A 20128-nucleotide genomic window follows, 5' to 3' on the forward strand; every position below is an offset into this window, starting at 1 on the left:
TTCGCGAGCAAGCCCGCTCCCACAGGGGCACGCGGTCAATGTGGGAGCGGGCTTGCCCGCGAAGGGGGCGACTCGGTATCAGACAGTGGGCGGCCCGGGGTACCCGCAATGCGCCCACGATTCCTTGCGGCCGTACCAGGCCATCATCACCAGTTGCAGCAAAGAGCTGTGGCCCATGCGCAGCAGGCTCAACGAGCTGTTTTCCCAGCGATCGAGGAATTGCCGGATATCGTCGGCGCTGGCGTTTGCCCAGCTGCCCCAGATTCCGGTCAATGGTCCGCGGGTGACGGCCATTCCCAGTACATCGAACAGTTGCCGGGTCAGTTTGAGCATTTCCGGCGACAGGTGTGCGAGGTTGTAATCGAGGCTTTTAAGTGTGCCTTCGACAGCCTCGGGCATCCGTTCGGAGGTCACGGCGCCATCGAGCATGACCGGAATCAACGCTCGCAAGAACAGCAGGTCGCCGCTGCGCAGCGTGACGAAGCCACTGGCCGGTACGCTTGCCGAACAGCCGCTGAGGCTGGCGCCCAACCCGGCAGTGGCGAGAAAGGCGCTGGCGCCGAGGCTGAATTTAAGCAACCCGCGCCGTGACAGCGCGGGTGTATCGGACAGACTGGGATTCATTCTTGTTATTACCCGGCGGTGATGATCGTTAGCGGATGAACAGTTTCTGGATCAGCTTCTGGATCGATTTGCCATACGGCGGGTAAATCAGTTTCGCCGCGTTGAACCGCTGTTTGATCAAGACACCCTTGGCCTTGCTGAAGGTCAGGAAGCCTTCATGGCCATGGTAGTGACCCATGCCCGAGGCACCGATGCCGCCGAACGGCATGTCGTCCTGGGCGACGTGCAGCAGCGTGTCGTTCAGGCATACGCCGCCGGAGTGGGTTTCGTGCAGCACGCGCTGTTGTTCGCGCTTGTCGTAGCCGAAGTAATACAGCGCCAGTGGGCGTGGGCGTTGATTGATGTAGGCAAACGCCTGGTCCAGATCCTTGTAGGGCACGATCGGCAGCAGCGGCCCGAAGATTTCGTCCTGCATCACCGTCATGTCGTCAGTGACATTGAGCAGCAGGCTATGGCTCATGCGGCGGCCCTGGCCCTGGTCGAACAGCGGCATCAGCAGCGCACCCTTGCTGGTGGCGTCGCTGATATAGCCGTTGAGGCGCGCCAGTTGTCGCTCATTGATGATCGCGGTGTAGTCCGGATTGTCGGCCAGCGTCGGATAAAACCCGCGGACGGCAGAACGATAGGCTTCGACGAACCCTCCCACGCGATCCTCCGGCACCAGCACATAGTCCGGGGCCACGCAGGTCTGGCCGGCGTTCAGGGTTTTACCGAAGGCGATGCGCTCGGCGGCGTCCTTGAGCGGTACATCGCGGGAAACGATGGCCGGGGACTTGCCGCCCAGCTCAAGGGTCACCGGGGTCAGGTTTTCCGCCGCGGCGCGCATCACGTGCTTGCCAATGCTGGTGGCGCCGGTAAACAGCAGGTGATCGAACGGCAGGCGTGAAAACGCCACGCCTATGTCTGTCTCGCCAAGAACCACGCACACCAGGTCTTCGGGGAAGATGCGCGCCAGCAGTTGCTTCATCAGCAGGCCGGTCGCTGGGGTCGACTCACTGAGCTTGAGCATCACCCGGTTGCCCGCCGACAGCGCGCCGACCAACGGACCGATGGCCAGGTACAGCGGGTAATTCCACGGCACGATGACCCCGACCACGCCCAGCGGTTGGTAAACGACTTTGGCAGAGGCGGGCTGGAAAGCGACACCAACTTTGCGCCGCGAAGCTCGCATCCAGCCCTTGAGGTGTTTGCTGGCGTAATGGATACCGTGCAGGCTGGGCATCAGTTCGGCGACCAGGGTTTCATCGGCGCTGCGATGGCTGAAGTCGTGGCTGATCGCGTCGATCAAGGCCTGGCGTTCGCTGTTCAATAAGTCCTTCAGGGCCTTGAGCCATTGCTGACGCTGCGCGGCGGGTGGCATCGGGTTGGCGGCGTAGGCGGCACGCTGGGCGTCGAACAAGGCCTGAAGCTCTTCCAGCGGCTGCTGTAGGTTTTGCAGGTAGGAAATGTCAGCAGTCATGGTCGGCTCCGGATTTATTGTAATGAGGTACTTTTTAGAGTCTATACTCTAGAAAGTCAAATGACATCCTGGAACAGCTTTGTTTTATCCGCTCGCGGATAGATCTAAGATGCCCGTCAACGCACTCTGAATTAAAGCTCAAGCCATGGCCCCACGGATCAAAACCAGCGAGCGCATCGTGCAGAACAGCCTGGAGCTGTTCAACCAGCAGGGCGAGCGCAGCATCAGCACCAACCACATTGCTGCCCATATGGAAATTTCCCCGGGCAATCTGTACTACCACTTCCCTAACAAGCAGGCGATCATCGCCGTGCTGTTCAGCGAGTACGAAAGCCTGGTGGACAGCTTCCTGCGCCCGCCCCAGGGCCGCGCCGCGACGGTGGAAGACAAACGCTTCTACCTCAAGGAGCTGCTGTCGGCGATGTGGCGCTACCGCTTTCTGCATCGCGATCTCGAACATTTACTCGACAGCGACCCCGAGCTGGCCGACCGCTATCGACGCTTTTCCCAGCGCTGCCTGATCCAGGGTGGAGCGATCTATGAAGGTTTTGTCGCCGCCGGCATTTTGCAAATGGACAAGGTGCAGATCGAATCCCTGACCCTCAATGCCTGGATCATCCTCACGTCCTGGGTGCGCTTCCTGTGCACCACGCGGGAGAACTCCAGCCACTTGAGCGAACAGGCCATTAAACGCGGGGTTTATCAGGTGCTGGTGCTGGAAGCCGGGTTCGTCACGGATCAGTCCCGCGATGCGGTCAAGGCCTTGTTCGAAGAGTTTTACGTGCCCCTTGCCCAGGCGCTCGAGGAAGTGTCGTAGGATCGACGTCTGATAAAAATCACAGGAGTCCGTTATGCCCATTGCGCAACTGATCAGCCCGCAAACACTGGACCTGAGAAAGGACCAGCCGGGGCTGGTGATTCTGGATTGTCGTTTTGCCCTTGAAGACCCGGATTATGGTCAGCGCAGCTATGCCGAAGGGCACATCGCCGGTTCGAGCTATGCCGACCTCGAGCGAGATCTGAGTGGCGCGGTGGTCAAAGGCGTGACCGGGCGTCATCCGCTGCCCGAGCCGGCACAACTGATCGAGCGCCTGCAAGCCTGGGGCATCAATGCCGAGAGCGACGTGGTTCTGTACGACGACGGTCCGGGGGCCTATGCGGCGCGGGCCTGGTGGTTGCTGGCCTGGTTGGGCAAACGCGACGGTGTATTTATCCTCGATGGCGGCCTCAAGGCCTGGCACGCGGCCGGTTTGCCGCTGAGCCTGGATGCGCCGGCGATCACTCGTGGTTCCTTCACAGGCAGTCCTGACACGGCATTGCTGGTCAGTGCCGAGCAATTGCAAAAGCGCCTCGCCCGGCCGGAACTGACCCTGCTCGATGCCCGCGCACTGCCGCGTTTCAAGGGGGAAGTGGAACCGATCGATCCGATCGCCGGGCACATTCCCGGCGCTCAATGTGCGGCGTTTACCGACAATCTGGGCAGTGACGGGCGTTTTCTGCCGGCCGATCAGCTCAAGCAGCGTTTTGCCGCAAAACTGGGCGATCGTTCGCCGAAGGAACTGGTGGCGTACTGCGGTTCCGGCGTGACGGCGTGCCACAACCTGTTTGCGTTGTGTCTGGCCGGTTATCCGTTGGGTTCGTTGTATGCCGGGTCGTGGAGCGAGTGGATCAACGAGCCTGCGCGGGGCATTGCCACGGGCGAGTAAACACACATCCTCTGTAGGAGCTGGCTTGCCAGCGATGGCGGTGGAACAGTCAACATCATCGTTGAATGTGATGGCCTCATCGCGAGCAAGCTCGCTCCCACAGGGGCCGTCGCTGTTCGTGAAATACCGTCAGCATTCGAGTGACTGCCGGGCCGTGCGATACGCCCCCGGTCCAACCCCATACACCTGCTTGAACTGCCGACTCAGGTGGCTCTGGTCGGCAAACCCCAGTTGCATGGCGACTTCCAGCGGAAGACAACCACTCTGCAGCAACACCCGCGCCCGGGCAATGCGCTGTTGCATCAGCCAGGTGTGCGGCGGCATGCCGGTGGCCCGGCGGAACACCCGGGCGAAATGGAAGGGCGAGAGGTTGACCGCCGCTGCCAGCGTCTCCAGTGAGGGCGGCGCTGCCAGTTGCGCGTGCAGCAATTCCTTGGCCAGGGTCACGGCCCGGTGTTCCTTGCCGGGTTTACCGGTATCGGGCACCGCCGCATGGCGCTGCAACAGCGACAGCACCAGTTCGCGCCAGACCGTTTGTTGCTGCAAGGCGGTGGCGGGGCTTTCCAGCAAGCGATGGAGTTGGCAGAAGCCGTTCACCAGATCCTGGTCGCGATACAGCGTGGCGCCGAAGGCCGGCAGGTGGTGGGTCGGCAGTTCGAGTTCGGCCAGCAGCGAGGTTATCTGCCCGCTGTCCGGATAAAACGCCCGGTAAAGCCAGCCATCCTCGGTGCCTTTGTGGCCGGTGTGCATTTCATCGGGGTTGATCAGCACCAGCGTGCCGCTGCCCGCGAGGTGTTCGGCACCGCGATAGCGATAACGCTGGGCGCCGGCCATGATCATGCCGATCACATAGCCGTCATGCACATGCGGGGCAAAACGATGATCGATGTAGCGGGCGGACAATAACTCGACCCCGGCCAGGGGCGGGGTTTGCCAGAAGTGGATTGACTCGCCCTGGTCAGCGTCCATGATTCAAGCGCGCCCTGTGGCGGCCAGCCACTCGGGGATGCGCCGTTCAAGGTAGTAACCCGGTTGCCTGAGCGTGCCGTCGACGAAGCCGACATGCCCGCCCTTGGCTTGCAGCTCGAATTGCGTGGAGGCGGACAACTCATCGGCGTGCGGCAGGCTGTGGGGAAACACGAAGGGATCGTCGGCGGCCTGAATCATCAAGGTCGGCGTACGAATCTCGCCGAGGAAGTAGCGGCTCGAGGCGCGGCGATAATAATCCTCGGCATCGACAAAGCCGTTCAGCGGTGCGGTAACCCGGCCATCGAAATCCCAGAACGTACGCATGTTTTCCAGCGAGCCAAGCGCAGCCAATGTGGCCAGTCCATCCTCGCGTCCGTCGTGCTGGAACTGTCGTTGTTTGTTCTTGATGTAGGCGACCATCTCGCGCATGAAATGTGCCTGGTAAACCTTGGAGAAACCCTGGCCGATACGGTCGGCGCACTGGTCCAGGCGGAACGGCACCGATACCGCCACGGCGGCCGTCACGCCGCTGTCGCTGCCGGTTTCGCCCAGATGCTTGAGCAGGACATTACCCCCGAGGGAGTAACCCACCGCATACAGGGGGGCGAGAGGTCGTTTGGCCCGCAAGTGTTTGATCGCTTCGGCCAGATCTTCGCTGGCACCGGAATGGTAACTGCGTGGCAGCAGATTGGGTTCGCCCGAGCAACCGCGCCAGTTCAGCGCGACGCTGGCCCAGCCCCGGTCACCCAGGGCTTTTTGCAGGCCAGCGACATAAGGTGAATTCGAGGACCCGGTGAGTCCGTGCAGCACCAGCACCAAAGGCGCGTCGGCGCTGTGCGGGCCGTGCCAGTCCAGATCGAGAAAGTCGCCATCTTCAAGCCACAGGCGTTCGCGTTCGCGGCCGATGTGCACGGTTTTACGCCACAGCGGCCCCCACAAGGTTTGCAAGTGCGGATTGCCGAGGCCGAAGGCTGGGGTGAACGGTGATTGGGGCATTGCGGGGTGCGGGTGCACAGTGATTCTCGGAGAAAGTGCTCATGGGTCTGTCCGAAGGCGCGGCGGGACAGCGCCGCGACCGCGTCGTCGGGGGGTAACTAACTTGCCACATTCTCGTCAGGTGCGCGACACATGGCGTTGGTTGCGCTTTCGATTGGAGCGGGTAGCGGTTGTTGATCTGCCTTCGGCCCCAGAATGACAACGCGCCATTGGTCGGCGTGGTAATGCCGGTTGAGCGCGGTTTTGATGGATGCGAGGTTCAGCTTCAAGGCGGCTTGCGTGGCAAAGTCGAGGTCCAGCGGCAGATTGTGGGCACTGATGGCGTACAACTGGTTAAGAATCTGCGCATTGGTAGCGCTGTTCAACGGTGCGCTACCGGCCAGTTGCTGCTGGCTGTCGTCAAGTTCCTCTTGGGTCGGCCCTTGGGCCAGGAAGTCGCTGAACATCGTCTTGATATGGGCCAGCACGGCATCGACCTGCTCGGGTGGGGTCTGCAATTTAATGGTCAGCAACCCTTGTGCCTGAAGGGCTGTAAGGTCGGCTTCAACGTGGTAGGTCAGGCCTCGGCGTTCACGGAGTTCATTGCTCAGTCGGTTGGTGAAAATCCGCATGGCCATCTGCAGCGCGTCGTAGTCCGGGCTGCTGCGCAGGACACTTGGCTGGGCAAGACGCAGGTAAGCCTGGGTCGATGGTCGCTCAACGCGCAGCAGACTCGGGGCCGTTGGACTTGTCACTGGCTGGATCGCGGCAGTGGCCGGCCCCAGGGGCAAGGCTGCGGATATCTGTGTACCAATGCGCTGGGCTTCCTCCTCGGTGAGGTCGCCGACCAGTGTGATCTGGGCATTGCCTGCGGCATAAGCCTCGCGATGAAAGTCTTGCGCCTGAGTGCGGGTGATGGAGGCAAGCCCGGCCCGGGTGCCGTAGAGGGACTGAGCATAACCGTGGTCGGGAAACAGTTGGCCGAGGTTCACTTGTCGGGCTTGAGTGGCATGGGACTGATCCTCGAGGTCCAGAAAGTACTGCAGTTGGGATTTCACCGCAGGCAGGGATGCCTCCGGCAACAGCGGCTTGCCAAGTACCTGGGCAAACAGTTCCAGGGCTGGAGCGCGCCGTGATTCGTCACTCAGGCTGCGCAGGGAAAACCAGGTCCGGTCCTGACCGATACCCATGTCCATCCTTGCACCCAGATTATCGAACGTCGCCTGTATGGCATTGACGTCCTTGCCAGCCACGCCCTCATTCAAAAGGCTTAAGGTCACCGCTGCCAGACCGGGTTGATGGGGGGTGTGGACGCTGCCGGCGGCAAAGCTCACCAGAGCGTCGAACATCGGCAGGCCAGGCGTGCGGATGAACAGGATCTTGGTTCCACTGAGGGTTTTGTAACCCTTGATCGACAGCGTGCGGTGGAGCGTCGGAGTCTGTGGTTCATTGAGCGATTGCAGCACTGGTTTCTGTGGGGACATTGTGGCGGAGGCCTGGGTACTCAACAGCATGCTGGCCAGGATCAATCCATTGATGACGCTTTTGAGCTTACCCATTGTTTTTCTCCGGCAAGATTTTCGCGGTACTGAGGCGCTCACGCGTCAGGTAAGTCTTTGCGACCTGTTGAATTTCCAGGGGGGTGACCTTGTTCAGCTCATCCGTATCCTGATCGGCCAGCCGCCAGTCGAGGCCGATGGCTTCCAGCAGGCCCAAGGTGTTGGCCTGCCCTTGCAGATCGTCCTGCGCATAAACCGCTTCAGCGATCAGGAGGTTTTTCGCGCGCTCCAGTTCTGCCGGTTCCGGTGCCTTGCTCTTCAGTGAATCGATCACTTGCCACAGACGGGCGAGGGCTTCGTCAGCGTCATTGAGCTTGTCCGGGTTGAGTTGTGTGCTGATGGTCAGCAACGAATCGCCGCGATTGAAGGCGTCGTACTCTGACTGGGCCTCGGTGAATATCGCTTCGCTCAGTTGCAGTTGCTGTTGGATCCGCGCGCTACTGGAACCGGCCAGTAACCTTTGGAGCAAGCGCAGGGCATGGGCGGTCCGACGATCCGGTGCCGTGGCCAGGCTGGGCGCGTTGAAGCTCATGATCAAACGCGGGGATGCTACCGGTGCGTGCAGGGTCAGTGACCGTTCACCGGCAGAAGCCAGCTCGACTGGGGCAGGCGACACAGGTGTCGCACGTCGCTCAAGGTGACCAAAGTGCTGCTGTGCCAGGGTCTTGATTCGCTCAGGTGAAACATCGCCAACGACCACCAGCGTCACATTGTCCGGCGAATACCAAGCCTGATACCACTGCTGCAATTGCGCGGCGCTCATTCGTTGCAGGTCGTGCATCCAGCCAATTGTTGGCGTGCGGTAGCCGCTGGTCGGGTAGGCGATGCTGTTCAGTCGTTCGTGAGCCGATGCGGTGATTTCATCATCAACGTGCATCCGACGCTCCTCCTGAATGACCTTGAGCTCCGGCGTGAAGTCCTGCGCATCCAGCTCGGCCGTACTCATCAGGTCGGCGAGTATTTCGAAAGCGACGCCGGCGCGGCCGGAAGACAGTGTCTGATGGAAGACCGTGAAGTCGGTGCCGGTAAAGGCGTTTTGGCGGGCCCCCAGTTTTTCAAGTATCGCCGCGAACCCTCCGGCGCAGGCTTTGCTGCTGCCGTTGTACACCATGTGTTCGAGGGCGTGGGACAGGCCCGACTGGCCGGGCGGTTCGTAGCTTGAGCCGACCTTGATCCAGAGTTGGACGGTGACGATGGGGGACCGGTGGTCCTCGCGCACGACGACCTTGAGACCGTTATCCAGCAAGAAGTCTTGTGTTGCAGGGGGGGATGCCGCGGCAGCCATGAGCGGCAACCAGGCGATAAAGGACAGCATCAGCGTGCTGCGGGAGATGTTCATCCGTGTACATCCTCAGTGGTTTGCAGGTATTTGCGCAAACCACTGTGGAGCATCCGCAAAGGTGTCAGGCGGTAACTATGTAGTGCACTCCCCCAATCGACTCGGTAGCCGTCATCTCGCCGGAGTGTCAGGCGCTTCGTTGCCAAAGCGAGTAATAAACCCGCCCGGATTTCTGCTCGCGGTGCAGGCGCCAGTTCTCCGGCAGGCCCAGGGTCGACGGCGCGGATTCGCTCTCGGTGTACACCCAGGCATCTTCGGCCAGCCATTGACGCTCTTCGAGCAACTTGCAAACGGCGGGCAGCAGGTTCTGGTTGAACGGCGGGTCGAGGAACACCAGGTCGTAGGCCGTTGCGGTCTGGGTTTCCAGATAGCGCAGGGCATCGGCGGTCTGGACCTGGCCGTTGGTGCACCGCAGGGTGCCCAGGTGCTCCTTCAGGCTGGACACCGCGATGCTGCTGGCGTCCAGCGCCTGGCCCATGGCCGCGCCACGGGACAGGGCTTCGAGGAACAGCGCGCCGCTGCCGGTGAACGGGTCGAGCACCTTGGCGCCCGGCACGTACGGCGCGAGCCAGTTGAACAGGGTTTCACGCACGCGGTCCGGCGTCGGGCGCAGGCCCGGGGCGTCGGGGAAGTTCAGTTTGCGGCTGCGCCATTCGCCACCGATGATGCGCAACTGGTTCACGCCGTTATGGACGTTTTTGGCGGGTTTCTTGGGACTGGCCATTAATGCTCCGGAACCCCGAGCGGCTGCTCGGAAGGTTTATCAGTAGGGGCCGGTAACGGCTTTTGCGGCACGGTCGGGCCAGCGCTGACGATGACCATTTTGTCCGTGCCCAGGTGTTTGTTCATGGCGGCTTTGACCTGTTCGACGGTCAAGGCCTGGGACTGCTGCATGAATTCTTCCAGGTGGCTCAACGGCAGGTTGTAGAAACCGATGGCGCCCAGTTGGCCGACGATATCGGCGTTGCTGGCGGTGGACAACGGGAAACTGCCGGCCAGTTCGCGCTTGGCGTCGTCGAGTTCCTTTTCGGTCGGGCCGGTTTCAAGGTAGTCGGCCAGGACGTCCTGCACCAGTTTCAGGGTGCCTTCGCTCATCTCGGCGCGGGTCTGCAGGTTGATCATGAACGGGCCGCGCACCTGCATCGGCGTGAAACCCGAATACACGCCATAAGTCAGGCCACGCTTCTCGCGCACTTCGCTCATCAACCGGGTGCCAAAACCGCCGCCACCGAGAATCTGGTTACCCATGGACAACGCCGCGTAGTCCGGATCGTCGCGATCGATGCCCAACTGCGCGAGCAACAGGTTGGTCTGCTTGGACGGGAACTCTATGTGGCCGATGCTCGCCTTTGGCTCAGTCGGCTGCGCGATTTTTGGCAGCGCCGGACCTTTGGGCAAGGCAGCGGAAACCTGTGCGGCAATCGTTTCGGCTTCGGCGCGGGACAGGTCGCCGACCAGCGCGATCACCACGTTACCCGCTGCGTAGGCTTTCTCGTGGAACGCACGCAGTTGTGCCTGGGTGATCACCGGTACGCTCTTCGCCGTGCCATCGCTGGAATGCGCATACGGGTGATCACCGTACAAGCGGCTCATCAGTTCCAGGCTCGCCAGTTTGCCGGGATTCTGTTTCTGGTATTCGAAACCGGCGAGCATCTGGTTCTTGATGCGCAGCAGTGAGTCAGCCGGGAAGGTCGGCTTGCCGATGACGTCGGCGAACAGCTTCAGGGCCGGCTCGCGCTTGTCCTTGGCACTCAGGCTGCGCAGTGAAGCGATTGCCATGTCTTTGTAAGCACCGTTGCCGAAATCGGCGCCCAGGCCTTCGAAGCCCTGGGCAATGGCGCCGACGTCCTTGCCGGCCACGCCTTCGTTGAGCATGGCGTTGGTCAGCAGCGCCAAGCCCGGTGCATCGCCGTCCTGGCTGCTGCCGGCGGCGAAGATCAGGCGCATGTCGAACATCGGCAGCTCATGGGCTTCGACGAACAGCACCTTGGTGCCTTCGGCAGTGTTCCAGGTCTGCACGTCCAGCTTGCGGTGGTCCGGCGCCTTGCCGTTGAGTTCGGTCAGCGATTGCAGTTTCTGGCTGGCCTTGGCTTTGTCCAGGGCTTCACTGGCACTGGTTTCGCCGGAGCGCGACAGATAGAACGCGGCAGAGCCGATAACGGCGGCAGCGATCAGCCCGATCAGGGCCAGGCGGGAGGGTTTACGCTCACTCATGAGTCGTCTCCAGAGGCAGTACATGGGCGACGCTGAGACGTTCGCGGGTGAAATACAGCCTGGCGGCTTTCTGGATATCTTCCGGGGTCACGCTTTCCAGGTCGGCCAGTTCGGTGTCCATCAGCTGCCACGACAGGCCGACGGTTTCCAGTTGGCCGATGGCGGTGGCCTGGCTGGTGATCGAGTCACGCTCGTAGACCAGGCCGGCGATGACCTGTGCACGAACCCGTTCGAGCTCTTCAGCCGTCGGCGCAGTGGTTTTCAACTGATCGAGCAGCTTCCACAATCCAGCTTCTGCCTGGGCAATGGTCTTGTGTTTCTGCGAGTTTGGCGATGCCGACAGGGTGAACAGGCTGTCGCCACGGGTGTAGGCGTCGTAACTCGACGAGCCGCCGGACACCAGTTCTTCTCCGCGCTCCAGTTGCGTCGGAATGCGTCCGCTGTAGCCGCCATCGAGCAACGCCGAGATCAGGCGCAGGGCATTGACCAGGCGCTTGTCTTCGGCGGTGGCAATGCTCGGCACGTTGAAGGCCAGCATCAGGCTGGGCAGTTGGGTTTGCACATGCAGGGTGATCTGGCGCTCGCCCGGTTCGGCCAGCTCCAGCGGCTTTTTCGCGGCCGGCACATCACGCTTGGCGATCGGGCCGAAATAGCGTTGGGCCAGAGCCTTGACTTCGTCCGGCGTCACGTCGCCGACCACCACCAGCGTGGCGTTGTTCGGCACGTACCAGGTCTGGTACCAGTGGCGCAGTTCTTCGACCTTCATCCGCTCAAGATCGGCCATCCAGCCGATGGTCGGCGTGTGATAGCCGCTGGCCGGGTAAGCCATGGCCTTGAAGCGCTCATAGGCCTTGGACATCGGCTTGTCGTCGGTGCGCAGGCGACGTTCTTCCTTGATGACCTCGATTTCCCTGGCGAACTCGTCGGCCGGCAGGCGCAGGCTGGCCATGCGGTCGGCTTCCAGTTCGAAGGCTACGCCCAGGCGATCCCGGGCCAGCACCTGGTAGTACGCGGTGAAGTCGTCGCTGGTGAAAGCGTTCTCTTCGGCGCCGAGGTCGCGCAGGATCAGCGAGGCTTCACCGGGGCCGACCTTCTCGCTGCCCTTGAACATCATGTGTTCCAGAGCGTGGGACAGGCCGGTATTGCCCGGCGTCTCGTAGCTAGAGCCGACCTTGTACCAGACCTGGGAAACCACAACAGGCGCACGATGGTCTTCGCGCACGACCACCTTCAAGCCGTTGTCGAGCGTGAATTCGTGGGTGGGTTGCGGGTCGGCAGCCAGGGCCGAAAGGGGCAGGCAAACCGTGCTGAGCAGCAGGCCTGCGGCGCGGCGGGCAAGAGCATTCATTCGTTTTCAAACCTTTGGGGCTGCCCGCTTGTTCTTAGCGTCAGCGGGCGAGAGGGTGCTAGGATACTGATCCGTTTTACTGGCGGCCACGCCTATCAGGCCTTTGATTGGCCTGCGGGTTGTATGGGTTACCGGCAGAAACTTTGAGTTTGTCAGCTAAACTCTGCGTTTTCGCCGACGATGCCGTTTCAGTCCTTCGTATTAGTCGACCTTTGAGGCGCCGTTGGCACCTCGACAAAATGTTGCGCGTGAACAAGCTGGGTCAATCACAGTCTGTTCTGCATCGATTATTTATTTGCCGGGGCGCCATTGGCGCGTCGCTACCGTGAGATAGCCGTCCTCCATGTTTGGTTCCAACGACGACAAGAAGACCCCAGCTGCGGCTGGCGAGAAGAAAAGCCTGTTCGGATGGCTGCGCAAAAAGCCGCAGGAACCCGTCGTCGAACAGCCACAAGCCATTCCTGAGCCAGCACCGACGCCGGTTCCGGTAATAGAAGAAGCGCCCGCGCCGGTTGTTCTGCCGGTTACCGAGCCGTTGCTGCAGCCCAAGGTTGAAGCCGCTCCCGAACCTGTCAGCGAAATCGTCACCGAACAGCCGCTGGCCCCGACGGCCGAACCGTGGTTGACCCTGCCGGTAGCCGAAGAGCCCGTGGCGTTGGTCGAAAATGACCTGGCCCCCCATGTGACCCCGCCGATTCCGGCCCCGGCAGCGTTTGCGCCTGCACCGGTTCATGCGCCTGTGGTCGAAGCGATTGTAGAACCAGTCGTCGTGGCCGAGCCTGTTCCCGTTGTCAGCCAGCCAGAGGTTCCGGTATTCGTTGCTCCGGTTGCTCCGGTTGCTCCGGTTGCTCCGGTTGCTCAAGCACCGGCACCCGCTCCGATTCCTGCGCCGATCGCGACGCCCGTCGAAACCCCGGTAGAACCCGTACGCACCGAAGAAACCAAGGCCGGTTTCTTCGCCCGCCTCAAGCAGGGCCTGTCCAAGACCAGCGCCAGTATCGGCGAAGGCATGGCCAGCCTGTTCCTGGGCAAAAAGGTTATTGATGATGAGCTGCTCGAAGACCTCGAAACCCGATTGCTGACCGCTGACGTCGGTGTCGAAGCCACCTCGGTGATCATTCAGCGTCTGACGCAGAAGGTTGCGCGCAAGGAGCTGGCTGACGCCGATGCCCTGTACAAATCCCTGCAAGCCGAGCTGGCGGCCATGCTCAAGCCCGTCGAGCAGCCGCTGAAAATCACCTCGCAGAACAAGCCGTTCGTGATTCTGGTCGTCGGCGTCAACGGTGCCGGCAAGACCACCACCATCGGCAAGCTGGCGAAAAAACTGCAGCTGGAAGGCAAGAAAGTCATGCTCGCCGCCGGCGACACCTTCCGTGCGGCGGCGGTAGAGCAGTTGCAGGTCTGGGGCGAGCGCAACAAGATCCCGGTGATCGCCCAGCATACTGGCGCCGACTCGGCCTCGGTGATCTTCGACGCTGTGCAGGCCGCCAAGGCCCGTGGCATCGATGTGCTGATCGCCGACACCGCCGGCCGCCTGCACACCAAAGACAACCTGATGGAAGAGCTGAAAAAGGTTCGCCGGGTGATCGGCAAGCTCGACGCCGACGCACCTCACGAAGTGCTCCTGGTGCTTGACGCCGGCACCGGCCAGAACGCCATCAACCAGGCCAAGCAATTCAACCAGACCGTCGAACTGACGGGCCTGGCGCTGACCAAGCTCGACGGCACCGCCAAGGGCGGGGTGATTTTTGCCCTGGCCAAGCAATTCGGCCTGCCGATCCGCTACATTGGTGTCGGCGAAGGCATCGACGATTTGCGTACCTTTGAAGCAGAACCCTTTGTCCAGGCATTGTTTGCCGAGCGGGAGCGTTCATGATTCGTTTCGAACAGGTCGGTAAGCGCTACCCGAACGGTCACGTCGGCTTGCATGAGCTGAGCTTTCGAGTCCGTCGTGGCGAGTTCTTGTTTGTCACCGGCCATTCCGGCGCCGGTAAATCCACGCTGTTGCGCCTGTTGCTGGCGATGGAGCGCCCGACCAGCGGCAAGCTGCTGCTCGCCGGGCAAGACCTGAGCACCATCAGCAACGCGCAGATTCCTTTCTTGCGTCGGCAGATCGGCGTGGTGTTCCAGAATCACCAGTTGCTGTTCGATCGCACGGTGTTCAATAACGTCGCGTTGCCTTTGCAGATCCTGGGCCTGTCCAAGGCCGAGATCGCCAAGCGCGTGGACTCGGCACTGGAACGCGTGGCGCTGTCGGATAAAACCGATCTGTACCCGGGTGACCTGTCCACCGGTCAGCAGCAGCGCGTCGGCATCGCCCGCGCCATCGTCCACCGTCCGGCCTTGCTGCTGGCGGATGAGCCGACCGGTAACCTCGACCCGCGTCTGGCCGCCGAGATCATGGGTGTGTTCGAAGACATCAATCGCCTGGGTACCAGCGTGCTGATTGCCAGTCACGACCTGGCCCTGATCGCCCGCATGCGCCATCGCATGCTGACGTTGCAACGCGGTCGATTGATCGGTGACGGGGAGGCCGCGGTATGAGTGCAACACGTAGCCCCAAGGTTTCCGAGCGCGTGGCCCCGAAAGCCGCCGATCCGCAGCCGCAAAAGAAAAAGCACGACGATGACGACGGGCCGGACTTCGCCACGTTGTTCCGTGCCTGGATCGAAAGCCATCGCGCCAGCATGGTCGACAGCTTGCGTCGCCTGGGCAAACAGCCCATCGGCAGTTTTTTCACCTGCATGGTGATGGCGGTGGCCCTGAGCTTGCCCATGGGGCTGTCACTTTTGCTAAGTAACGTCGAGCGTCTGGGTGGTTCCTGGCAGCGCGCGGCGCAGATTTCCCTGTATCTGGACCTTGAGGCCAAGCCGGCCGAAGGCGAATCGCTGCGCGATCAGATCAAGGGCATGCCTGGCGTTGCCGATGCCGAATACGTTGGCCGGGATCAGGCGCTGGAAGAGTTCCAGCAACAGTCCGGTTTGGGCGAGGCCCTCAAGGAGTTGCCGGAGAACCCGCTGCCAGGCGTGGTGTTGGTAACGCCGACCGAAGTCGACAAGCCGGCCCTTGAAGCATTAAGACAAAAACTATCCGAGTTGCCGAAGGTACAACAGGCGCAACTTGATTTAGTCTGGGTCGAGCGTCTGGCAGCCATCCTCAAGCTGGGTGACCGTTTTGTCTTCGGTCTGACCGTGCTTCTGGTTTCTGCATTACTTTTGGTGATAGGCAATACCATTCGTCTTCATATTGAAAACCGCCGCACAGAGATAGAAGTGATTAAACTGGTCGGCGGCACTGACAGCTATGTTCGCAGGCCCTTCCTGTACATGGGGGCGCTGTATGGCTTCGGTGCGGGGATTCTGTCCTGGGGCGTGCTTGCGTTCGGCCTTGATTGGCTGAACGACGCGGTGGTAGGGCTGGCCGGTTTGTATGGCAGTGATTTTGCGCTGGCTGGAGTGCCAGTTGCCGACGGTCTGTCTCTCTTGCTTGGCGCGGTGCTGTTGGGGTATATCGGTGCATGGATTGCAGTCGCACGCCACCTGAGGGAGCTTGCGCCTAAGTAGTATCATTTTGCTCGTATTGACCTTTCAGCGTTTTTGGGTTTTAGGGAACTTGTCTTTCGGTTTCCGGTCAATTTTCGCAGTGCTGAACTGCACGAGTTTGTAAGTCGGAGGTTTTTTCGTATGACCAATTCTTTGCAACCTGCATATGCTCTGGTCCCGGGTGCGAACCTGGAGGCCTATGTGCACACCGTCAACAGCATTCCATTGCTGTCGCCGGAGCAGGAGCGTGAACTGGCCGAGAGTCTCTATTATGAGCAGGATTTGGGGGCGGCTCGGCAGATGGTGCTCGCCCACCTGCGTTTTGTCGTACATATCGCCCGTAGCTATTCCGGCTACGGCCTGGCTCAGGCTGACCTGATCCAGGAAGGCAACGTCGGCCTGATGAAGGCTGTTAAACGCTTCAACCCGGAAATGGGCGTGCGGCTGGTGTCCTTTGCCGTGCACTGGATCAAGGCGGAAATCCACGAGTTCATCCTGCGCAACTGGCGCATCGTGAAAGTCGCGACCACCAAGGCCCAGCGCAAGCTGTTCTTCAACCTGCGCAGCCAGAAGAAACGCCTGGCCTGGTTGAACAACGAGGAAGTCCATCGCGTCGCTGAAAGCCTGGGCGTAGAGCCTCGGGAAGTGCGCGAGATGGAAAGCCGCCTGACCGGCCATGACATGGCCTTCGACCCGGCTGCCGAGGCGGACGACGACAGTGCTTTCCAGTCGCCGGCGAACTATCTGGAAGACCACCGGTACGACCCGGCACGTCAACTGGAAGACGCCGACTGGAGCGACAACTCCAACCACAACCTGCACGAAGCGCTGGAAGTGCTGGACGACCGTAGCCGTGACATTCTCTACCAGCGCTGGCTGGCGGAAGAAAAAGCCACGCTGCACGACCTGGCGCAGAAGTACAACGTGTCGGCCGAGCGTATTCGTCAGCTCGAGAAGAGCGCGATGAACAAGCTCAAGTTGTCGATCGCTGCGTAACTGGCGATCAAAAAAACGCCCCGATCATTGATCGGGGCTTTTTTGTTTGTGTACGAAAATCCTGGATGTGGCGCTGCTCCCTGTAGGAGCTGGCTTGCCAGCGATCAAGGCAACGCGGTGTGTCAGGCCTATCGCCTTCGCTGGCAAGCCAGCTCCTACAAAAGCTTCGTCAGTCTTTCCAGGGCGCCCGGCGCGAATCGTTCAGCCCGACCAGATAGCTGTCCCCACCCAACTGGCTCATCTGCTGCCTGATCCAGCCAGCCCGGCGTGAAACGTAGGATGTCGGATGGCTGGCGCTCCAGACGCGGGGGTTGGGCAGTACGGCGGCGAGCAGGCTCGTTTGCTGGCGGCTGAGGCCTTTCGCACTCACGCCAAAGTGATGCCTGGCTGCCGCTTCGGCGCCAAACACACCGTCATCCCACTCAACACTGTTGAGGTACACCTCAAGAATCCGCTGCTTGGGCCAGAGCACTTCGATCAGTCCGGTGAACCAGGCTTCCAGGCCTTTGCGCAGCCAGCTGCGGCCAGACCACAGGAACAGGTTTTTCGAGACTTGCTGGCTCAGGGTGCTGGCGCCGCGGATCGAACCGCCGCGCTCGTTATGGGCAAACGCCGCCTGAATCGCGCCGATATCGAAGCCCCAGTGCTCCGGGAATTTCTGGTCTTCCCCGGCAATCACAGCGACTTTCAGGTCATCGGAGATCTCGTCCCAGGGTTTCCAGCTCCGTTGCAGGTCGATGGGTTCGCCGTCAAACCAGGATTCGATCTTGCGCTCGACCATCAGCGCCGTCCCCGGGGGCGGCACCACGCGAAAGATCAGCACCAGCAATACGCTGCCACCCATGAACCAGAGCACGGCCTTGGAGAAATGACGGAAATAGATACGCAGCATAGAGATGGCTTGGCCGAACCCGTTGAGCGGGCCATTATACAGACCCTTTGGATCGAAACTGACTGGAGTTCTGCATGCTGCGTGGCTTTCTGATGCTGGCCGCTTTTTTCGGTTTCACCGGTGTCGGCCTTGGCGCCTTCGCTGCCCATGGCCTGAAAAATAGCCTGAGCGCCGAGTACCTGGCGATCTTCCATACCGGCGTCACCTATCAATTGGTGCACACCTTGGCGCTGCTGGGCGTGGCGCTGCTGGCTACGCAGGTGCCCGGTCGTTTGGTCACCTGGGCCGGCGCATCGTTTGCCATCGGTATCCTGCTGTTCTCCGGAAGTCTGTATGTATTGACGCTGACCGGCTTTAGCAAGCTCGGCATCATCACCCCGTTCGGTGGCCTGGCGTTCTTGGTGGGCTGGTTTTGCCTCGGACTTGCCGCCTGGCGCCTGTAGGAGCGAGCTTGCTCGCGATGGACGTCAACGATAACGCGTGCTGACTGATTTAACGCATTGCCCTGGCGTTTTTCGCGAGCAAGCTCGCTCCTACAAGGTCCATAACGACGAATGGCTTGGGTCGACCTGACTGATCGGGCTAGAATGCCTGCCCCAAAAAATGATGGCGGCATCCGGCATGCGCATTCAGTTGAACGGCGAATCCTTTGAACTGCCCGACGGTGAAACCGTTGCGGCCCTGCTGACCCGTCTGGACCTGACCGGACGCCGGGTGGCGGTCGAACTCAATCTGGATATCGTCCCGCGTAGCCAGCATGCAGACACCATGTTGAACGACGGCGACAACGTCGAAGTGGTGCACGCCATCGGCGGCGGCTAGTAGTCTCGGCCGAATGGCCACAGAATTCTGCAAGTACCTCACCCCTACAGAGGATTTCCCATGAGCATCGTTCGCAGCGACAAGCCTTTCGTCCTGGCCGGTCGTACTTACCAGTCGCGTTTGCTGGTCGGTACCGGCAAGTACCGTGACATGGAAGAAACCCGCCTGGCCATCGAAGCCTCGGGTGCCGAGATCGTCACCTTCGCCGTGCGCCGCACCAACCTCGGTCAGATCGAGGGCGAGCCGAACCTGCTCGAAGTGCTGTCGCCGGATCGCTACACCTTCCTGCCGAACACCGCCGGTTGCTACGACGCCATCGAAGCCGTGCGCACCTGCCGTCTGGCCCGTGAGCTGCTCGACGGCCACAACCTGGTGAAGCTGGAAGTGCTGGCCGATCAGAAAACCCTGTTCCCCAACGTGATCGAAACCCTCAAGGCCGCCGAAACGCTGGTCAAGGAAGGCTTCGACGTGATGGTCTACACCAGTGATGATCCGATCATCGCCCGTCAGTTGGCGGAAATCGGCTGCATCGCGGTGATGCCGCTGGCCGGCCTGATCGGCTCCGGTCTAGGGATCTGCAATCCGTACAACCTGCAGATCATCCTCGAAGAAGCCAAAATCCCGGTGCTGGTGGATGCCGGCGTCGGTACCGCTTCCGACGCCACCATCGCCATGGAACTGGGTTGTGATGCGGTGCTGATGAACTCGGCCATCGCCCACGCCCAGCAGCCGGTCATGATGGCTGAAGCCATGAAACATGCGATCGTCGCAGGCCGCCTGGCTTACCTCGCCGGCCGTATGCCGAAAAAACTCTATGCCAGCGCCTCTTCGCCGCTGGATGGTCTGATCAAGTAAGAGCCATTGATGACTGAATCGAACGACACGCCAATCCAGACGGAAGAAGGCGACGAGCGCCAACACCGCCGCATCAAGAGTTTCGTGATGCGCGCCGGGCGCATGACCGAAGGCCAGCAACGCGGCCTGGAGCAGGGCGCGCCGCTGTTCGTGCTGCCGCTGGCCGACGCGCCAGTGGACTTCGACCAGGTGTTCGGTCGCTCGGCACCGCGCTCGCTGGAAATCGGTTTCGGCATGGGCCATTCGCTGCTGGAAATGGCAGCGGCTGCGCCGGAGCAGGATTTCATTGGGGTAGAAGTGCACCGTCCGGGTGTCGGGGCGCTGCTCAATGGCGTGTTGACCCAGGGGTTGACCAACCTGCGGGTCTACGATTGCGATGCGATCGAAGTGCTCAACCGCTGCGTGGCCGATAACAGCCTCGATCGCCTGATGTTGTTTTTCCCCGATCCGTGGCACAAGAGCCGTCACCACAAGCGCCGTATCGTTCAGGCGTCCTTCGCCGAACTGGTACGCAGCAAGTTGAAGGTCGGTGGCATTCTGCACATGGCCACCGACTGGGAACCGTACGCCGAATACATGCTGGAAGTGATGAATGTCGCCCCGGGGTATCGCAACCTCGCCGAAGACGGCAAGTGCGTACCGCGCCCGGCCGAGCGCCCGATCACCAAGTTCGAACGCCGTGGTGAACGTCTTGGGCATGGCGTTTGGGATTTGAAGTTCGAGAAGCAGTCGTAGAAGCGAGCCTGCTCGCGAAAAGCCAGAGAACAGCGCGGGGCTCCAGATGCCCCGCGTTTTCGTTAACGATCATCGCGAGCAAGCTCGCTCCTA

20 protein-coding genes are annotated in these 20128 nt (G+C 61.1%); 10 read left to right on the top strand and 10 right to left on the bottom strand.

Annotated features, from left to right (window positions below; all coding sequences use genetic code 11):
* Window positions 1-78: 78 nt before the first annotated feature.
* On the bottom strand, window positions 79-624 hold the full coding sequence (locus AB7M25_RS02125; protein ID WP_429560372.1) for a twin-arginine translocation pathway signal protein: 546 nt from the start codon (window positions 622-624) through the stop codon (window positions 79-81).
* Window positions 625-652: 28 nt separating this feature from the next.
* Window positions 653-2083, bottom strand: a complete 1431-nt coding sequence (locus tag AB7M25_RS02130) for a coniferyl aldehyde dehydrogenase (RefSeq protein ID WP_429388351.1) — start codon at window positions 2081-2083, stop codon at window positions 653-655.
* A gap of 145 nt (window positions 2084-2228) precedes the next feature.
* Here AB7M25_RS02130 and AB7M25_RS02135 point away from each other — a divergent pair, with 145 nt between their 5' ends.
* Together AB7M25_RS02135 and AB7M25_RS02140 are read left to right on the top strand one after the other, a co-directional pair.
* Window positions 2229-2900: a TetR/AcrR family transcriptional regulator gene (locus AB7M25_RS02135; RefSeq protein ID WP_095964222.1), complete on the top strand. Its 672-nt coding sequence runs from the start codon at window positions 2229-2231 to the stop codon at window positions 2898-2900.
* A 34-nt stretch (window positions 2901-2934) separates the two neighbouring features.
* The gene (locus tag AB7M25_RS02140) at window positions 2935-3789 is read left to right on the top strand and encodes a sulfurtransferase (protein ID WP_429388353.1); all 855 of its coding nucleotides are present in this window, start codon (window positions 2935-2937) and stop codon (window positions 3787-3789) included.
* A gap of 129 nt (window positions 3790-3918) precedes the next feature.
* Here AB7M25_RS02140 and AB7M25_RS02145 read toward each other — a convergent pair whose 3' ends face one another.
* The 7 genes from AB7M25_RS02145 to AB7M25_RS02175 form a co-directional block, all read right to left on the bottom strand.
* The gene (locus AB7M25_RS02145) at window positions 3919-4758 is read right to left on the bottom strand and encodes an AraC family ligand binding domain-containing protein (protein WP_454236933.1); all 840 of its coding nucleotides are present in this window, start codon (window positions 4756-4758) and stop codon (window positions 3919-3921) included.
* Window positions 4759-4761: 3 nt separating this feature from the next.
* The gene (locus tag AB7M25_RS02150; protein ID WP_429388357.1) at window positions 4762-5754 is read right to left on the bottom strand and encodes a hydrolase; all 993 of its coding nucleotides are present in this window, start codon (window positions 5752-5754) and stop codon (window positions 4762-4764) included.
* A 98-nt stretch (window positions 5755-5852) separates the two neighbouring features.
* Window positions 5853-7292, bottom strand: coding sequence for a M16 family metallopeptidase (locus tag AB7M25_RS02155; RefSeq protein WP_454236934.1), 1440 nt, complete (start codon window positions 7290-7292; stop codon window positions 5853-5855).
* Window positions 7285-8631, bottom strand: a complete 1347-nt coding sequence (locus AB7M25_RS02160; RefSeq protein WP_454236935.1) for a M16 family metallopeptidase — start codon at window positions 8629-8631, stop codon at window positions 7285-7287. The genes AB7M25_RS02155 and AB7M25_RS02160 overlap by 8 nt, the downstream gene beginning before the upstream one ends.
* A gap of 127 nt (window positions 8632-8758) precedes the next feature.
* Window positions 8759-9355: a 16S rRNA (guanine(966)-N(2))-methyltransferase RsmD gene (rsmD, locus tag AB7M25_RS02165; protein WP_108217068.1), complete on the bottom strand. Its 597-nt coding sequence runs from the start codon at window positions 9353-9355 to the stop codon at window positions 8759-8761.
* Window positions 9355-10845, bottom strand: a complete 1491-nt coding sequence (locus tag AB7M25_RS02170; RefSeq protein WP_454236936.1) for a M16 family metallopeptidase — start codon at window positions 10843-10845, stop codon at window positions 9355-9357. Before AB7M25_RS02170 ends, rsmD begins: the two co-directional genes overlap by 1 nt.
* Window positions 10838-12193, bottom strand: coding sequence for a M16 family metallopeptidase (locus AB7M25_RS02175; RefSeq protein WP_429519175.1), 1356 nt, complete (start codon window positions 12191-12193; stop codon window positions 10838-10840). Before AB7M25_RS02175 ends, AB7M25_RS02170 begins: the two co-directional genes overlap by 8 nt.
* Before the next feature lie 343 nt (window positions 12194-12536).
* Here AB7M25_RS02175 and ftsY point away from each other — a divergent pair, with 343 nt between their 5' ends.
* From ftsY to rpoH, 4 genes are all read left to right on the top strand, one after another.
* Window positions 12537-14069: a signal recognition particle-docking protein FtsY gene (ftsY, locus tag AB7M25_RS02180; protein WP_454236937.1), complete on the top strand. Its 1533-nt coding sequence runs from the start codon at window positions 12537-12539 to the stop codon at window positions 14067-14069.
* The gene (ftsE, locus tag AB7M25_RS02185) at window positions 14066-14737 is read left to right on the top strand and encodes a cell division ATP-binding protein FtsE (RefSeq protein ID WP_007975383.1); all 672 of its coding nucleotides are present in this window, start codon (window positions 14066-14068) and stop codon (window positions 14735-14737) included. The genes ftsY and ftsE overlap by 4 nt, the downstream gene beginning before the upstream one ends.
* Window positions 14734-15756, top strand: a complete 1023-nt coding sequence (gene ftsX / locus AB7M25_RS02190; RefSeq protein ID WP_095964214.1) for a permease-like cell division protein FtsX — start codon at window positions 14734-14736, stop codon at window positions 15754-15756. The genes ftsE and ftsX overlap by 4 nt, the downstream gene beginning before the upstream one ends.
* Before the next feature lie 120 nt (window positions 15757-15876).
* On the top strand, window positions 15877-16731 hold the full coding sequence (rpoH, locus tag AB7M25_RS02195) for an RNA polymerase sigma factor RpoH (protein WP_007975386.1): 855 nt from the start codon (window positions 15877-15879) through the stop codon (window positions 16729-16731).
* A 169-nt stretch (window positions 16732-16900) separates the two neighbouring features.
* Here the strand turns inward: rpoH and mtgA are convergent, their stop codons facing one another.
* Window positions 16901-17623 carry a monofunctional biosynthetic peptidoglycan transglycosylase gene (gene mtgA / locus AB7M25_RS02200; protein WP_429388372.1) on the bottom strand — a complete coding sequence of 241 codons (723 nt, stop codon included), beginning with the start codon at window positions 17621-17623 and terminating at the stop codon, window positions 16901-16903.
* Window positions 17624-17697: 74 nt separating this feature from the next.
* On the opposite strand from mtgA, the gene AB7M25_RS02205 reads away from it, so the two are divergent.
* From AB7M25_RS02205 to trmB, 4 genes are all read left to right on the top strand, one after another.
* Window positions 17698-18066: a DUF423 domain-containing protein gene (locus tag AB7M25_RS02205; protein ID WP_454236938.1), complete on the top strand. Its 369-nt coding sequence runs from the start codon at window positions 17698-17700 to the stop codon at window positions 18064-18066.
* 178 nt (window positions 18067-18244) lie between these two features.
* Window positions 18245-18445 carry a sulfur carrier protein ThiS gene (gene thiS, locus AB7M25_RS02210; RefSeq protein ID WP_429388375.1) on the top strand — a complete coding sequence of 67 codons (201 nt, stop codon included), beginning with the start codon at window positions 18245-18247 and terminating at the stop codon, window positions 18443-18445.
* 60 nt (window positions 18446-18505) lie between these two features.
* A complete protein-coding gene (locus tag AB7M25_RS02215) occupies window positions 18506-19300 on the top strand; it encodes a thiazole synthase (protein WP_007975390.1) in 795 nt (264 codons plus the stop codon).
* Between the two features lie 9 nt (window positions 19301-19309).
* Window positions 19310-20035 carry a tRNA (guanosine(46)-N7)-methyltransferase TrmB gene (trmB, locus tag AB7M25_RS02220; protein WP_008065101.1) on the top strand — a complete coding sequence of 242 codons (726 nt, stop codon included), beginning with the start codon at window positions 19310-19312 and terminating at the stop codon, window positions 20033-20035.
* The last annotated feature ends 93 nt before the right edge of the window (window positions 20036-20128 follow it).

This window comes from Pseudomonas sp. AP3_22 TE3818 (genome assembly GCF_053628995.1).

Coding starts and splice junctions, on each gene's coding strand:
- AB7M25_RS02140 (WP_429388353.1), top strand. CDS start 2,935: ATGCCCATTGCGCAACTGATCAGCCCGCAAACACTGGACCTGAGAAAG.
- AB7M25_RS02205 (WP_454236938.1), top strand. CDS start 17,698: ATGCTGCGTGGCTTTCTGATGCTGGCCGCTTTTTTCGGTTTCACCGGT.
- ftsY (WP_454236937.1), top strand. CDS start 12,537: ATGTTTGGTTCCAACGACGACAAGAAGACCCCAGCTGCGGCTGGCGAG.
- AB7M25_RS02150 (WP_429388357.1), bottom strand. CDS start 5,754: ATGCCCCAATCACCGTTCACCCCAGCCTTCGGCCTCGGCAATCCGCAC.
- AB7M25_RS02130 (WP_429388351.1), bottom strand. CDS start 2,083: ATGACTGCTGACATTTCCTACCTGCAAAACCTACAGCAGCCGCTGGAA.
- AB7M25_RS02155 (WP_454236934.1), bottom strand. CDS start 7,292: ATGGGTAAGCTCAAAAGCGTCATCAATGGATTGATCCTGGCCAGCATG.
- rpoH (WP_007975386.1), top strand. CDS start 15,877: ATGACCAATTCTTTGCAACCTGCATATGCTCTGGTCCCGGGTGCGAAC.
- AB7M25_RS02125 (WP_429560372.1), bottom strand. CDS start 624: ATGAATCCCAGTCTGTCCGATACACCCGCGCTGTCACGGCGCGGGTTG.
- AB7M25_RS02215 (WP_007975390.1), top strand. CDS start 18,506: ATGAGCATCGTTCGCAGCGACAAGCCTTTCGTCCTGGCCGGTCGTACT.
- ftsE (WP_007975383.1), top strand. CDS start 14,066: ATGATTCGTTTCGAACAGGTCGGTAAGCGCTACCCGAACGGTCACGTC.
- AB7M25_RS02145 (WP_454236933.1), bottom strand. CDS start 4,758: ATGGACGCTGACCAGGGCGAGTCAATCCACTTCTGGCAAACCCCGCCC.
- AB7M25_RS02175 (WP_429519175.1), bottom strand. CDS start 12,193: ATGAATGCTCTTGCCCGCCGCGCCGCAGGCCTGCTGCTCAGCACGGTT.
- AB7M25_RS02160 (WP_454236935.1), bottom strand. CDS start 8,631: ATGAACATCTCCCGCAGCACGCTGATGCTGTCCTTTATCGCCTGGTTG.
- AB7M25_RS02170 (WP_454236936.1), bottom strand. CDS start 10,845: ATGAGTGAGCGTAAACCCTCCCGCCTGGCCCTGATCGGGCTGATCGCT.
- trmB (WP_008065101.1), top strand. CDS start 19,310: ATGACTGAATCGAACGACACGCCAATCCAGACGGAAGAAGGCGACGAG.
- mtgA (WP_429388372.1), bottom strand. CDS start 17,623: ATGCTGCGTATCTATTTCCGTCATTTCTCCAAGGCCGTGCTCTGGTTC.
- AB7M25_RS02135 (WP_095964222.1), top strand. CDS start 2,229: ATGGCCCCACGGATCAAAACCAGCGAGCGCATCGTGCAGAACAGCCTG.
- rsmD (WP_108217068.1), bottom strand. CDS start 9,355: ATGGCCAGTCCCAAGAAACCCGCCAAAAACGTCCATAACGGCGTGAAC.
- thiS (WP_429388375.1), top strand. CDS start 18,245: ATGCGCATTCAGTTGAACGGCGAATCCTTTGAACTGCCCGACGGTGAA.
- ftsX (WP_095964214.1), top strand. CDS start 14,734: ATGAGTGCAACACGTAGCCCCAAGGTTTCCGAGCGCGTGGCCCCGAAA.